The 14,312-nt window shown below is 56.7% G+C and carries 9 protein-coding genes; 7 read left to right on the forward strand and 2 right to left on the reverse strand.

What is annotated here, in order from left to right; translation table 11 throughout:
* The first annotated feature begins 15 nt into the window (after positions 1–15).
* Complete coding sequence (locus tag VB780_RS22455) at positions 16–486, forward strand: gas vesicle protein K (protein ID WP_323353417.1); 471 nt, start codon at positions 16–18, stop codon at positions 484–486.
* 33 nt (positions 487–519) lie between these two features.
* Here the strand turns inward: VB780_RS22455 and VB780_RS22460 are convergent, their stop codons facing one another.
* Positions 520–2,655, reverse strand: coding sequence for a serine/threonine-protein kinase (locus VB780_RS22460; protein ID WP_323353418.1), 2,136 nt, complete (start codon positions 2,653–2,655; stop codon positions 520–522).
* Between the two features lie 348 nt (positions 2,656–3,003).
* Between VB780_RS22460 and VB780_RS22465 the strand changes: the two genes are divergently transcribed.
* Positions 3,004–4,200 carry a Coenzyme F420 hydrogenase/dehydrogenase, beta subunit C-terminal domain gene (locus tag VB780_RS22465; RefSeq protein ID WP_323353419.1) on the forward strand — a complete coding sequence of 399 codons (1,197 nt, stop codon included), beginning with the start codon at positions 3,004–3,006 and terminating at the stop codon, positions 4,198–4,200.
* 70 nt (positions 4,201–4,270) lie between these two features.
* On the opposite strand, the gene ftsH is transcribed toward VB780_RS22465, so the two are convergent.
* Positions 4,271–6,064 (reverse strand): ATP-dependent zinc metalloprotease FtsH, encoded by a 1,794-nt coding sequence (ftsH, locus tag VB780_RS22470; RefSeq protein ID WP_323353420.1) that lies wholly within the window; start codon positions 6,062–6,064, stop codon positions 4,271–4,273.
* Positions 6,065–6,339: 275 nt separating this feature from the next.
* On the opposite strand from ftsH, the gene VB780_RS22475 reads away from it, so the two are divergent.
* From VB780_RS22475 to VB780_RS22495, 5 genes are all read left to right on the forward strand, one after another.
* Positions 6,340–6,852 carry a hypothetical protein gene (locus tag VB780_RS22475; protein WP_323353421.1) on the forward strand — a complete coding sequence of 171 codons (513 nt, stop codon included), beginning with the start codon at positions 6,340–6,342 and terminating at the stop codon, positions 6,850–6,852.
* Between the two features lie 457 nt (positions 6,853–7,309).
* A complete protein-coding gene (gene hpsA, locus VB780_RS22480) occupies positions 7,310–11,782 on the forward strand; it encodes a hormogonium polysaccharide biosynthesis protein HpsA (RefSeq protein WP_323353422.1) in 4,473 nt (1,490 codons plus the stop codon).
* A 64-nt stretch (positions 11,783–11,846) separates the two neighbouring features.
* A complete protein-coding gene (locus tag VB780_RS22485) occupies positions 11,847–12,563 on the forward strand; it encodes a prepilin-type N-terminal cleavage/methylation domain-containing protein (RefSeq protein WP_323353423.1) in 717 nt (238 codons plus the stop codon).
* Between the two features lie 94 nt (positions 12,564–12,657).
* Positions 12,658–13,563, forward strand: a complete 906-nt coding sequence (locus tag VB780_RS22490) for a PilW family protein (RefSeq protein WP_323353424.1) — start codon at positions 12,658–12,660, stop codon at positions 13,561–13,563.
* Positions 13,564–13,641: 78 nt separating this feature from the next.
* Positions 13,642–14,229, forward strand: coding sequence for a type II secretion system protein (locus tag VB780_RS22495; RefSeq protein WP_323353425.1), 588 nt, complete (start codon positions 13,642–13,644; stop codon positions 14,227–14,229).
* Positions 14,230–14,312 lie beyond the last annotated feature (83 nt).

A 14,312-nucleotide genomic window follows, 5' to 3' on the forward strand; every position in this document is an offset into this window, starting at 1 on the left:
CACTAGACTGTGGCTATGACCTCCGAAAACGCCGAGCCAGACCTGTTGCCCAGCCTGGCGCTACAGCCCCCCGCCAAAACCGATGCGGGCCTAGCGCCCCTGCTGCTCACCGTGATTGAGCTGGTACGCCAGCTGATGGAAGCCCAGGTAATTCGCCGCATGGAGTCGGGCGATCTCAACGATGACGACCTAGAACGGGCCGCCGACAGCCTGCGCAAGCTGGAAGAGCAGGTGGTGTCGATGTGCGAAATCTTTGATGTAGACCCCGCCGACCTCAACATAGACCTGGGGGAAATTGGTACCCTGCTGCCCAAAGAAGGCAACTACTACCCCGGTCAAAAAAATCAGAACCCGACTATTTTGGAGCTGCTCGATCGCCTTCTCGATACCGGTGTCGTCGTCGAAGGCGATATTGACCTGGGCATGGCGCAGCTCAACCTCATCCAAGCCAAGCTGCGTCTAGTGCTGACTTCCAAACCGATTTAGGTTACCACCTACCCATCAACCCAACCACCTCCCCTACCCTTGCCATTGCCATAGCTTAATGGTCTTATCTGCGCTGGCGCTGGCCAATACTTTGCCGCCCGCCTGCACCGTCACCTGATGCACAGGGTTGATGTGGGCCGACAGGGTCTCTTTGAGTGAGCCGTCTTTGCTGCGCCAAAACCGCAGAGTGCCGTCGGTGCTGCCGCTGACCAGGCGCTGCCCGTCGGGGAAAAAGGCCACGGTATTGACCTCCTGGTTATGGCCCTGGAGAGTGTGCAGCAGGGTACCTGCTGCTAAATCCCATAGGCGCACGGTGCGGTCTTTGCTGGCGCTGGCGATTAAGCGACCGTCTGGGCTAACTGCTACCTGGTTCACGGTATTGGTATGGCCGGTGAGCACGTTGAGCGTGGTGGCGGTTTGTACATCCCAAATGCGTACGGTGTTATCGAGACCGCCGCTGATCAGCCGCTGGTCAGCGGCGGCAAAGGCGACGGTTTTGAGCATGCCCGCCGAGCCAGGGAGGGTTTTGAGCAGGGTGCCCTGGTTCAGGTGCCACAGTTTTAGGGTGCCGTCTTCGCTGGCGCTGGCGACCAAGTTGTTGCCGTGGCTTAGGGCGATCGCATTCACATCCCGCAGATGGCCTTTAAGAGTGTGGCGCAGCGATCCATCGCCCAGCTGCCAGATTTTTACGGTCGCATCGTCGCCACAGCTGACCAGCAACTGCCCGCGCCGGTCAACGGCTACAGCATTAACGCCCCGAGCGTGGCCCTTGAGGGTGTGGAGCAAATCTCCCGTCTGCCAGTTCCAAATGCGGACGCTGTCGTCTAGGCTACCACTGACTAGCATGGGCTGTTGGGCGTTAAAAGCCAGGGCAGTCACCCACGACTGGTGCCCCTTCAAGGTAGTCATGGGCTGCCAGCCCAAGCCGGAACTAGGCGGTCGTGAGCTAGGCGGACTGGAACTGGAGCCTGGACTGACCGGCTGGAGGCTTGCAGGTTTGGGCGGGCCGGAGGCAGGTCTGCCCGAAATTGGCCCCGACGCTGGCCTCGAAACTGGCCCCGACTTAGGCCCAAGGGTAGGGTTCGCTAGAGGTGTTTGGGGCTCAGCCATTGAGGGCAGCGAGGTGGTGGGCATGACCAGGCCAGCCGACTGGCCCGGCCCGCTCAGGGGGGGGCGATCGATGCCGGTGAAGAGACTTTGGTCAGACTGATTGGAAACCCAGCCTGGCACCGCGCCTTCGAGTTTGGGCAGTCGCTGCACGTCATCTAGGACATTCTGGGCGGTCTGGTAGCGTTCACTGACCAGATCTTTGGTCATGTAGTTCAGCACTTCTGCCAAATCGGGATGAATGGTGCGTCCCTGCTTTTGCAGGTGCTCTTGCCACAGCCAGCGGCCTTCCTGGGGGCTGTATAGGTCTTCTGGCTTGCAGCCAGTGAGCAGGTGTAGGCAGGTGGCTCCCAGACTATACAGATCGCTGGAGGGGTAGGCCTGGCCGCTGCGCAGTTGTTCGATGGGAGCATAGCCCTCGGTGCCAATGCGGGTGCCTGGCTCGTAGCGAATGGCTTCACTAAACTGTTTGGCGACGCCAAAGTCAATCAGCACGGGCTTTTGGTCAATCTTGCGGCGAATGATGTTAGACGGAGTGATGTCTCGGTGAATGACGCCGTGCTCGTGGATAAAGTGCAGCACCGGCAGCAGATCCTCTAGCAGCTGGCGCAGGCTGCCCTCGCTATAGGCCGCCTGGGCCGCAATTTCTTGATACAGGGTGCGCCCCTGAATCATCTGCTGCACCAGGTAGAGATACTTGTTTTGCTCAAAATAGGCCAGCAGGGTCGGAATTTGCGGGTGCTCCCCCAGTTCGTGCAGCCGCACGGCTTCCTGTTCAAACAGCTGCACTGCCTTTAAGAAAGACTTGGTTCCCTGGGTTTGGGGGGCAAACTGCTTGATCACGCAGCGGCTATTGAGGCGATCGGCGTCGAGGGCAAAGTAAGTGCGGCCAAAGCCGCCCCGACCAATTAGCTTCAGCGGGCGATAGCGGCCCCGCAGACGGGGCTCAAAGGGATTGCCACAGGTAGGGCAATCCGCGGCCTGGGTGGCGTGATTGGGCTGGGTGCAGTGGGGGTTGAGGCAGCAGATCATCACAACGGTAAACCCAGGGAGCGGAGGCATAGCTTTTGCTTATGCTTACTTCCATTTAACCTGTAATCGGTCGGGGAGGGGGGATTTTGCCCAGCCAGCCAGCGGATAGGTAAAAAGCCACGGCAATTTGGGCCGGGAAGACTATAGACCGGAAAAGACGCTGGGTAATCTCCAGCTTAAACAAAAGACTGTAGGGAGACTGTACTGCGATCGCCGTCTTAAACTCCCTGTTTACTCCGATGCTGTAGCATTTTTGCCGCCGCTGAGCCGTGCAGTCAGCGCTATATTTCGTAACAATTGGAGGGATCGCGCCAAAGCGCCCAAACCCGTGCGGTATGGTGAAGAACAGCTGTTACTGAGCAACCCACCCCCGTCCCTATGACCCTGGCCCAGCCTCCCCACAACAAAGCCAAAGCCCTGCGCCCTGGGGCCACCCGCCCCGCCAAAGAACTCTGTAGTGAGTGCGGCTTTTGCGATACTTACTATATTCACTACGTTAAAGAGGCCTGCGCCTTTCTCAATCAGCAGTTCCCGAAACTGGAGCAGCAGACCCACGGGCGCAGCCGCGATCTAGAGGCTGAAAACGACATTTACTTCGGCGTTCACCAGGACATGATGGCCGCCCGCAAGCAGCAGCCCATTGAGGGGGCGCAGTGGACGGGCATCGTCAGCTCGATTGCGATCGCAATGCTGACTCAGGGGCTGGTGGAAGGAGTGGTGTGTGTTCAGAATACGGAGAGCGATCGCTTCCAGCCCCAGCCCGTCCTCGCTACCACTCCCGAAGAAATCCTGGCGGCGCGGGTCAACAAGCCTACGCTGTCGCCCAACCTATCTGTTTTGGAGCAGGTGGAGCGATCGGGCATGAAGCGCTTGCTAGTGATCGGTGTTGGCTGCCAGATTCAAGCACTGCGGGCGGTCGAAAAGCAGCTGGGTCTAGAGCAGCTCTACGTGCTGGGCACCCCCTGCGTCGATAACGTCAGCCGCGCCGGGTTACAGAAGTTTCTCGAAACCACCAGCCGATCGCCGGATACCGTAGTCCACTACGAGTTCATGCAAGACTTCCGCGTCCATTTCAAGCACGAAGATGGCTCCACCGAAACGGTGCCTTTCTTTGGTCTTAAGACTAACCAGCTCAAGGATGTGTTTGCCCCCTCCTGCATGAGCTGTTTTGACTATGTGAATGGTCTGGCCGACCTAGTTGTGGGTTACATGGGTGCCCCCTTTGGCTGGCAGTGGATTGTAGTGCGCAACGATCGTGGCCAAACCATGCTCGACACCGTCATGGATCAGCTCGATACCCAGCCGGTAGCGTCCCAGGGCGATCGCAAGGCTGCCGTCCAGCAGAGCATCCCCGCCTACGACAAGGCCGTTACCCTACCTATGTGGGCCGCCAAGCTCATGGGCGTGGTGATCGAGCGCATCGGCCCCAAAGGGCTAGAGTACGCCCGCTTTTCCATCGATTCCCACTTCACCCGCAACTATCTGTACGTCAAGCGCAACTATCCGCAAAAGCTGGCCGCCCACGTGCCCGAGTTTGCCAAGCGCATCGTCAGCCAGTACAAGCTGCCCGACTAGCCCAGGCAAAAATAAGGACGCTGCGATCGCAGCGTCCTCCCAAATTCAAACCAAGCCTATCAAGGCAGGGTTATACCAGGCTGTAGCCCCCGGCCAACCAGATCTGTAGCTCAGCAGGAGCTTGAGCCTCAGCCAGCATAGTTTTGAGCTGGTCTCCATCCAGCACCTCGGTCTCAAGTAAGGTCTGGGTGGCCGACTCTAGCAGCTCTTGGTTTAGCCGCAGAATTTCGATCGCCATAGAGCGGGCGTTGTTGAGCAGCAGCTTTACCTGGCGATCGATCTCAGTTGCCACCTCAGGGCTGGTCGCCCGCCGCTCATTGCCCCCATCCAGAAACTGGGCCGAGGCTTTGGCAAAGGCGACCGGGCCGAGGCTGGCGCTCATGCCGTACTGGGTTATCGCCTTCTCGGCTAGGTCGGTCGCCTTCTGAATATCGTCGCTGGCTCCAGTGGAAACCTTGCCAAAGACAATTTCTTCGGCGGCGCGGCCCCCCAGCAGGGTCGCCAACTGACCGCGCAGCTCGTCTTCGAGCATCAGGTATCGGTCATTCTCCGGCATTTGCAGGGTGTAGCCCAACGCTCCCAGCCCGCGCGGCACGATGGAAATTTTGGTCACTCGGTTGCCGCCGGGCATCAGCGCCCCCACCAGGGCGTGGCCCACTTCGTGGTAGGCCACCGTCTGCCGCTCCATGGGGGTAAGCACCCTAGAGCGCTTCTCTAGCCCAGCAATGACTCGCTCGATCGCCTCCATAAAGTCAGCCATCAGCACCGCCTGACGGTTGTGACGGGCGGCCATCAGCGCGGCTTCGTTGACCAGATTGGCCAGATCTGCCCCAGCGAACCCAGCGGTCTGTGCAGCAATTTCCCCCAGGTTCACATCTTCGCCTAGAGCCACACCCCGGCCATGCACCTGTAGAATTTCTAGCCTGCCGCTCTTGTCGGGGCGATCGACCAACACCTGGCGATCGAAGCGGCCCGGACGACGCAGGGCGGGGTCGAGGGTTTCGGGGCGGTTAGTGGCCGCAATCACGATCACCCCATCGGTGCCGTCAAAGCCATCCATCTCGGTCAGCAGCTGGTTGAGGGTCTGCTCACGCTCGTCATTGCCGCCGGTAGGGTTGCCGCCGCGAGTTTTCCCCACCGCATCCAGCTCATCAATAAACACAATGCAGGGAGCCTGACGCTTGGCCTTGTTGAACAGATCGCGCACCCGCGAGGCTCCCACCCCCACAAACATCTCGACAAACTCTGAACCGGCCATGCTCAAGAAGGGCACCCCGGCTTCTCCGGCGATCGCCTTAGCCAGCAGCGTCTTCCCCGTTCCGGGCGGCCCCACCAACAGCACCCCCTTAGGAATTTTGGCCCCTAGTTTGCGGTACTTCTCGCCGTTGGCCAAAAAGTCGACCACCTCTTGCAGTTCTTGCTTGGCTTCATCAACCCCGGCCACATCGGCGAAGGTAACGCCAGTTTTGCTTTTGTCGTAGCTGCGGGCCTTGCTTTTGCCCATGCCCACGGCAGTGCCTACCCCGCCACCCGCGCTGCTAAATTTGGCCGCCAAGGCCAGGGCTCCGACCAACATCCCCGACGAAATAATCAGCCCGGCAATGCTCGCGGGTGGCAGAGGCTCAGGCGCAAATGTCACCTGCACCCCCTGGCTTTTAAGCTTACTCACCACCTCGTCCGTAGATCCAACCGGCTGCGTAGTGTAACGGCGGTGGCCAAACTCGGGCTTGAGGGTATAGTCGATGCGTTCGGCTTTGCCGTCTCGACGAGAATCGCGCCCGATCGTCACCCGCTGCACCTGGGCATTGTTGACCTGCTCTACAAAGGTGCTGTAGACCGCTGGCATGGGGGCTTCCGTTTTCATGGGGTAAATCCTTATAGGGGCCAACTCAAAGGTGCGAGGCGCTGGGAAAAGCTCCCCGCCAACCCCTCACTTCCTCGATTCTGTGGCACCTAGCCCTGCTCCCCCAGAGGGGAAAACGCCCCAATCCAGGCGTGGTTGCCGAAGGGTGAAATGCCAGCTATACGGTGCTTACGACCTTTTTCTGAAGATGGCCGTACTCTCCCCAGCCAGTTCGCAAAATTTTCAGTCGTTAACCCAGCGCTCTATAATGATGGCCAAACATTTCCCTAGCCCCCATGCCCAACTTTGATGCGGTTCAGCTTACAGAGGTCTCCGTTAACCTGCCCTGGGGCATTGGCGGAGCAAAATGGAAGCCCGATAACACCGAGCGAGCCGCTGCATGGGAACTCTATATCGAATTAGTCACTCGCGTCGCCGTACAGCCTCTCGATGCCAATGCGGGGCTGGTGCGCGAAGCGCTCAACTCGCTCTATAGCCTATTTGGCTCTACCCGCGAAGTACTACGAACTGCTGGCCCTAAAGTTGGCGCTTCAAAAGAGTCCGTGGGTGGCATTGCGATCGCTGTCCTCAACAACGGCCTGCGCCCCTTCCTCTCTAAGTGGCACCCCATTCTGCAAGAGTGGGAAGCCCAAAAGCCCCAAGGGGTTAGCGCCGTCGCCCACGAAAAGGGTTGGGAGCTAGAACCCACCCTGCGCCAAGAGCTCAGCGACCTGAGAAGCGGGCTCGAAGCCTATGCCCATGCTCTGGCCGATATCGCGGGCATAGGCCAGCAGCCACCCGTTATCTAAGTAACTTGCCGAGCTCGGCATAAAAAAGTTACCTAAATTCGATTAAGTATCGAAAAAATACTCAGTACACAATATGAAGTTCTTACTAAGATAGAAGCCTGAGGTGCACACCCCTAGCTTCGACTAACCCCTCTAGGTACCCTAGGAGAAGGTAAAAGATATAGCCCGCTTTCGCCCCTGTAGGTCGAGCGACGTTACGGTGGTGATCGCTTAATTATAATTACTGGGTATTTTAGGGATAAATACCACTCTCTCCCGCAGAAGTGCCCTAATGCCCGTGACGTTTAAATTTGCTCCCCAATCATCCAGTTATCTGTTTTAGGCGTAGTTGCCTAGGCTACTGGGCGTAGTTGTCTGTTAGAGTTCGCTACCACTGCCGTAAGACTCATGCCTCCTAAATAGGTCTTACCCCACGCGAGTTTCAGGTTTTGTTGTTTGGCATATCGGTCTTAGAAACATGAGTCGTCATCTACTGCGCAAGGCTTTGCGGCTTCCTCAAGCAGCAATCAAGCGATTGGTTACAGGGCTACTACAACTCGTCCTCTTAGCCAACCGACCGGCCCGCTTAGCCCGGTCGGGTTTTGTGCTACCGACCACAGTGCTGCTGGTGCTGATGTTGGTGCTCACGGCCACGGCCCTCACCTATCGCTCCTTTACCCGTAGCGATATGGCGATCTCCCAGCGCGAGCAGCAGGTGATTGCCAATGCGGCTACCCCGGCCCTCGACCGAGCTAGGGCCAAAATTGAGTTTTTGTTTAACCGAGACAATCGCCTCTCCAGTGGTCTGCCCACGGGCGACTTCTTAGCCAGCATGATGTTGACCGAGCCCTACCCAGGTACAGTGGTCGCTCTGCCCAACGACCCATTTACCCTGCCCGGCGAAACCCGCCTAGACATCAACGGCGATGACACTCCCGACAATGCCTGGTCGTTTGTCAGCGACAACAACGGTGAAGTCATCACCTACTCAATCTTGGTCGAAGATGAAGCTCAAGCCGATGCAACTATAAATGTTCAATCTACAGACCTTGAAGCCAAGGCCAATGGGCTGGTAACCCGCACTGGCCCCCTGGCCACCACCGAAGCCACCACTGGCTGCGCCAATGCTAGGGCTGAGAAAGGCTGGCAAATTGTCAGCGATGGCACCAGTACTGCCCTCCAAAAGAATTTTCAGGTCAACGTGTTTGTGCCCAACGCCAACAACGCCAACCGCACCGTTGAGTCGTTTGAGTTTCAGCAGTCGCGCATTGCCAACCGGGGCAACAAATGGGCCGCCTGGTTCCGCTACGACATGGAAATTTTCCCTGGGGCACCGTTTAATATCAACGGGGCCATGCACACCGACAGCAGCCTCTTCTTCAGAAACAACAATGGCCAAATAACCTCTTACATGATCAGCTCCCACGAATCCTGCGTCTACAGCATAGAGGCGTCAGAAATTACCGTGGGGGCAGACGATGGCACCTTCCAGGGGCAGGTTGTTAGAGGTGCAATTTTCAATAACGCCTATGGTGGCGGCAACGCCACTATCCATACCTTTAGTGCAGACAACGCTCCTCCAAACGTTAGAACGCTCACCACTGCCAACGACTCTGTAGACGGAGGTAACCCCGCCGACATTGCAGTAAACCCTCTGGTGCTCTACGCCCAAGATCGGTTGCAACACAACGACCCCAGCACCTGGACCAGCGTTCCCGCCTACCTAACTAGTGACATTTTCACCGAAGGGCGCATTATCGGCAGAGCGGTGGACAGGCCCTTTGTTGACGACTTCTCTAGGGCCGACAACCGCTGGGGGCCAAAGCCTCGCTACAGCGACACCAACCCAGATCTAGATGTGACGAACCCTGCCAACAACGTCAGACTGGGTGACCGTATCGTAGACATCGAACAGGTGACCAACCCGATTACAGGCTTAGACGGCTATTGGGAACGGCAGGCCGTTAACTACGGGCTGCGTCTAGTGGTGGGTCAACGCCTCGAGCTAGGCAACCCCAATGGCTGGAACTTTACCCCCCCAGGGGTTACTAGTACGCAGGATCGCCTTTACCCGCCCAACGCAGCACGATCAGTAGGTACAGGTGCTGCGGCAGTTCTCGGAAACGAATATCGTCAAAAAACTGCCCTGCGCGACAACCTGGCTGCCGTGCAGTCAATGGTTGTCTACCACTACAACCACCCCAATGGGGGTGACTACCCCGCCGCCTGTATGGCGCTGACCGCCCATCCGGGTACGCTGCAAACTATTCGCAACAGCCGCGACTTCACGAATTTTCCTGGCACCAGCCTGCCCTACCCCAACTTCCTGACCGGCAACGGCACCAATGGCTGGGAGTTTAACTTCTATTCAGAAGCCGACTTTGGTACAGCAGTTTACGACAACACCTCTCCTCTAGGTAGTGCCCTCAGGAATTTGGCCCACTTTGCTGGCGACCCCAACGGCGGTGCGCCCTCGTTCAACCCGGTGCAAGATAATTTTGTTCACCCCTTCCCCTACATGGCGATGTGGGGAGACTTTTCTCCCCTGCGTAGAATCTTTGATGAATATATCGATGCCTCTACGGGAGCAGTCCCCTACGCCAGTTTGAGCTCGGCTGATCGGGCGACTCTGCACTCTGCAGCCTGTACCTTAGGTATGTTGGGTAATAACCTACGGTTTGCTTCAGACACAACCCAGCTGTTGACTTGGGCCAATACGGTAGGCGGAATCAGCAACCAGGGGCAGATTTTCAACCAAATCGGTACGCCAATTTGGAATGCTTTTGGAGGTGGCAACAGTGGCCCTGCCGCTGGTAGCCTAGCTGCTCAGTGCATTCTAATCGCCGCTAACCAGTACGACTGCACAAATGTTAGACCGACCAAAGAGCAGCTCCTTGCCCTGGCTGGTTTAAACGCCAATCAAAATCGCTATGTAGATATGCTGGGCGATCTAACTCAAATTGTGCGCGATAGAACCTATGGGTTTGAGCGTTCGCCAGAGACCTCAACCTTTGGAGCCTATGAAGTTCAGCGAGGCAGCCAGCGTTATCTATTCAGATTCCCAGACAACTGCCACCCCAACAACACGACTGGAACGCTTGGCCCATTGTTTAACTCCGCCGCTGGTGCTGGGGGTACAACCGACCAAAAAGCTGGCGTAGCTCTTGTCTGCGCTTCACGGCCCAAGTACCCCTCCCTTTTCTACCTCTTCCCTATCGCTAATCATGATCACGATGGTGATGTAGCTGATGGAAATCTTCAGCCATCCGCTGAAGAGTACATTGACCCTGCTGCTAACAGAAACGGCTACACCTTCAATGCAGCAGGCACTGGGGTCAATAACGGCTACGACTACAGAATAGTTAACCCTGCTGACATCGCCCTAGCCCCTCGGTCAAGTGGTTCATGGCAGACCCCGACACTCACATCGCCCGGTGTCCCCTTTGACCCTCAGGCCAACCACATCATTGGTGGCGTTGGCAATGTTAGGGGAGTAGCCTTCCTAGACAAAGGCATGTTCAATGGCCGAGAGCAAATGGGCGTTCGGGTTCTCGATATTGACCTCAAACGACTCACCGATACTCCAGTGGTTACTGGCGGCGATACCTGGCTTTCAGACATTGCCTGCGACCCAGACACCCAAGACTGCGACGTCTTTACCGAGGGCATTATCTACGCCTTTAGAGAAGACGCTGTGCGCGAAGACGAAATTGTGCGGCCTGCGGCCACCGCAGATTCTGGTTCCTGCCTTACGGTGGCTGACGTTGTCTCTACCACCTGCCGCATGGTGACAACCCCAGGCTCTGAGGCAGACCCACCCCTAACTGCCGCAGGCATTAGCCTCAAGCCCGTAGACTTTTTTGCTGACCCAGACCGTCGCCCCCACGGCTTTAGACTGCGCAACGGGGCAGATATGAGTAGAAGCAGGGCTCGGGCCGTCGGCATGACCTTTGTCACCGACAACAGCACCTACGTCATGGGCAATTTCAACCTGCACAGCACCAATGGCACCGCCACCGCCGCCACCCTAATCGAGGAATTTGATGACAAAATTGGCGGTGTAGACTGGACATTTAACAATTTCTACACTCTTAGAACAGAGGCCAAAGTCGACGAAAGGTTCTCCCAGCCCGACCAAGACACCTGGCGACCCGTAGAGATTTTGACCGACGCCCTCACCATCTTGTCGGCGGGCTTTCTCGATGGCGCTGCCGAAGATACCTACATCAAGGCTAGACCAGGTGGCGCCGCCGCAGGCAACACCTCTTACATGAGCCAAAGCCGACCCACCGCTGCCCTTACTGCGGTCAGAGAAAATGGAAGCGCTTCTCTAGCAACTTCTCCATCTCCGATCTTTGTTGACCGCAACGGCGATTCATTTAGAGAGACTGCACCCAATACACGAGCCCCAATTCGCGACATAGCCGCAGGCGACTGGACTACGATAGGTGGCGATTCTAATAACATCCGACGCAATACCCGAGCTGTTCCAGCTACCGAAAATGCCTTTGTCAATGCGGTATTTATCGGGGGCGTTGTGCCCAACCGGGTTCAGCAATCCAATGGTGGTCTACACAACTTCCCCCGGTTGATCGAAAGTTGGGACGGCAGGGCTTTGCAGATTGCCGGAGCCTTCTTCCAGCTCAACTTTTCCACTGGCTCCACCGGCCCCTTTGAGCACGATGCCTGGCAGCCCGGCACCGCCCCCATTGCCTCTGAGCAGCTTGGCTACTACAATGCCCCTGCCCGGCGCTGGGGCTACGACCCAGGCTTGCTCTACTACCCACCCGCCGCTGCCGCTCGACGCTTTGTCTCGGTGGGTACCCCCCGCAGCGAGTACTTCCGCGAGCTGCCCTCCGACGACCCCTACATCACCAACCTGCGCTGTGCTGAAAGAGATGGGGGTGGCTTCGTCTACGACGAAGAAATTCGAGGCACCTGCCCCGCCTAGTTAAAAGCAGTTTTGTTGCCCCCCTCGGGGCAACAGGCCACACCATCGTCAAGGAATGTCTACCATGATCACCAACCTGCTAAGACATCACGTTTTTACCCCTCAACTGAGTCGCAAGGCGGTTAACAGCCCAAGGGCGCAGGCACAGCAGCAGGGCTTTACGCTCATTGAGTGCTTAGTCGCGATTGTTATGGTGGCTTTGGTCTCCAGCGCCATTGCCCCGGCTCTGGTGATCTCGGTAGCAACCAGGGTACATAGCCAAAGGGCTGAGCAGGCCCTAGCCCTGGCCCAAAGCGAAATCGAAAATACTCGGGTCGTAGTCGAGCGCGGTGGCTATGCCGCTGCCGCCCTGCCTCCCTTGGCAGCGGGCACAGCCGACGCCGATATTACGACCGCCCCGGCCCCAACAGCCCTCGGTGCTGGTGCGGCTAGCGCTATCCGTGCTGAACCAATCGATCTCAACGGCGACGGAGAAACAGACTTTTTTGTCCAGCGCTATCGAGCCGAAGGCCAAGCAAACGCGAACGGCATTCCGATCGCGTTTGCTATGGGGGTACGGGTTTATGATCGTTCTGCCACGGGCACGCTCTCGACCGACCCCGCATCTTTAGTGATGACCGCTAGCGATCGGGGTCGCAGCACTCGCCCAATGGTCTCCCTTTACACCACGATCGCTGCTAGCGATGAGGGCGATTCGATGTGCAACCTGATCACCTATTTCAATAGCACCACCACTGGTCCAGACAAAGCTTTACCTACGCTCTGCGAGGCAATTCCTTAGTTAAGACCCTTGTTGTTAGCTGCCTGCCACTCCTGATAAACTCGCTCAATGAAAAATCTTTGGCATTTCTGTTCTTTTATGGGTGCTTAGTCCCATGTCATCTCCTCTCCCCTCAGTAGCTTTAGCCCGCTGGCTCTTGCAGAGAGCCAAAACCAACCGTCGTGGGTTTACCCTTGCCGAGCTCTTGGTGGCCATTGCCGTTGGCTCCGTCATTGTAACTAGCATGCTGTACCTAGTCGTTGAGCTATTGGGTACTAACGTGCGAGAAGAGCGCCTCACCCAAGCCCAGCAAGATACCAGGCGAGCCTTAGACTACATCAGCCGAGATGCCCGAGAAGCAGTCTTCGTCTATGCAGACCCAGCAACAGTAGCTGATCAGCTAACAGATGCTCCAGCAGACAGCATCCCCGTGCTGGCCTTTTGGCGGTTGAAGCCCATTGACATTGGCGCTATTGCTGGTTGCAATACCGATGCATGTGCAACTCTCAGGGTGCGACAAAACGTCTACGACCTGGTGGTTTACTTCCACCGACCCAACAACCCTGGCGACCTTTGGTCTGGCCCAGGACGCATTATTCGCTATGAGTTGACTAACTACTCCAACTTCGCCGCCCAGACTCCAACCGACGGGTATCGCGACCCGTCTCTGACCAGAGATGGATTTGCCAGCTGGACGCGCGAGGGCGATACCACCACAGGCAGCAAACCCGTCTTGGCCGACTTTATTGATGTCCATGACGACACGCTAGGGGATGTTGTGTGTCCTACAGCTTTTTTGCCGACTACAACAGCAGAATCTAACAGCTTTTTCGTCTGCGTGAGGGATACGGGTGCCGGAGCCAACCCTCTCAACCAGAGCATGTCTGTGTTTTTGCGGGGCAGCACCGTTGAACCTGGCACAGGCACCGCTGTCATTTTTGGCCCCACTAGCCGGAACAGCAGTCTACCTACCATCAGCACCGAAGTTTTGGTGCGTGGCAGAATCGAGAGGCAGCTCTAGCCGTTAGGCCAGTGCTCTTTTTAGCTGACCTTTGGCCTCTGAATCGTTTATCAGCAGTTTTCACCAGCGTTGCTCGCCATGAAACTCTTTACCTTTCGCAGAACTAACCAAACCGCTGGGTTTACTCTAATCGAGGTGCTGGTGGTAGTAATTATCGCCAGTGTTTTAGCCGCCATCGCTGCGCCGGGCTGGTTAGCTTTTCTCACCCGCCAGCGGGTAAGTGCCGTTGAGAGCGACTTGATTCAGACATTAAAAAACGCACAGCAAGATGCTATTCAACGTCGCATAACTTTTCCTGTACAAATCAATGATGGGGCCGCTTCTCCCACTGTAATTGTTAATGGCCGCGAACAAAATTTGGGAGATAGCGCTGATAACCCCGGTAATATTCAGCTTAGGTCTTACGTTGTAGCAGACGGCGATCAAGACGATGACTTTGACACGATAGTGTTTGACTATCGCGGCATGCCTGCGATCGGTACAAGTCCATCAGATGGCACGATGATTGATCCAGAAGATGCGTCTAGCGAGGATCTGCCCTTTGTTATAAGTATTCGTGCTGGCAATAGTGGTGCCCAGCAGTGCGTTATTGTCGCTAACCTATTGGGCAGTCTTAAAACCGCCAATAATGCTGAGTGCGAAGATCCTAACGTAGCGACTGACTAACCTCTTGCTCCTTATAAATAGCTCCGTGGTGCTGTCTGCAAATCGTCATTATATCCTGTGACCTGGGGCTTCTAGTAGTGCTG

The organism is Leptolyngbya sp. CCNP1308, assembly GCF_034932455.1.
In the GTDB taxonomy this organism is placed as follows: domain Bacteria; phylum Cyanobacteriota; class Cyanobacteriia; order Phormidesmidales; family Phormidesmidaceae; genus Nodosilinea.

What these genes read in the sequence shown, in the direction of transcription:
- VB780_RS22460 (WP_323353418.1), bottom strand. Translation starts at nt 2,655, where the DNA reads ATGCCTCCGCTCCCTGGGTTTACCGTTGTGATGATCTGCTGCCTCAAC.
- VB780_RS22475 (WP_323353421.1), top strand. Translation starts at nt 6,340, where the DNA reads ATGCCCAACTTTGATGCGGTTCAGCTTACAGAGGTCTCCGTTAACCTG.
- VB780_RS22455 (WP_323353417.1), top strand. Translation starts at nt 16, where the DNA reads ATGACCTCCGAAAACGCCGAGCCAGACCTGTTGCCCAGCCTGGCGCTA.
- VB780_RS22485 (WP_323353423.1), top strand. Translation starts at nt 11,847, where the DNA reads ATGATCACCAACCTGCTAAGACATCACGTTTTTACCCCTCAACTGAGT.
- VB780_RS22495 (WP_323353425.1), top strand. Translation starts at nt 13,642, where the DNA reads ATGAAACTCTTTACCTTTCGCAGAACTAACCAAACCGCTGGGTTTACT.
- VB780_RS22490 (WP_323353424.1), top strand. Translation starts at nt 12,658, where the DNA reads ATGTCATCTCCTCTCCCCTCAGTAGCTTTAGCCCGCTGGCTCTTGCAG.
- hpsA (WP_323353422.1), top strand. Translation starts at nt 7,310, where the DNA reads ATGAGTCGTCATCTACTGCGCAAGGCTTTGCGGCTTCCTCAAGCAGCA.
- VB780_RS22465 (WP_323353419.1), top strand. Translation starts at nt 3,004, where the DNA reads ATGACCCTGGCCCAGCCTCCCCACAACAAAGCCAAAGCCCTGCGCCCT.
- ftsH (WP_323353420.1), bottom strand. Translation starts at nt 6,064, where the DNA reads ATGAAAACGGAAGCCCCCATGCCAGCGGTCTACAGCACCTTTGTAGAG.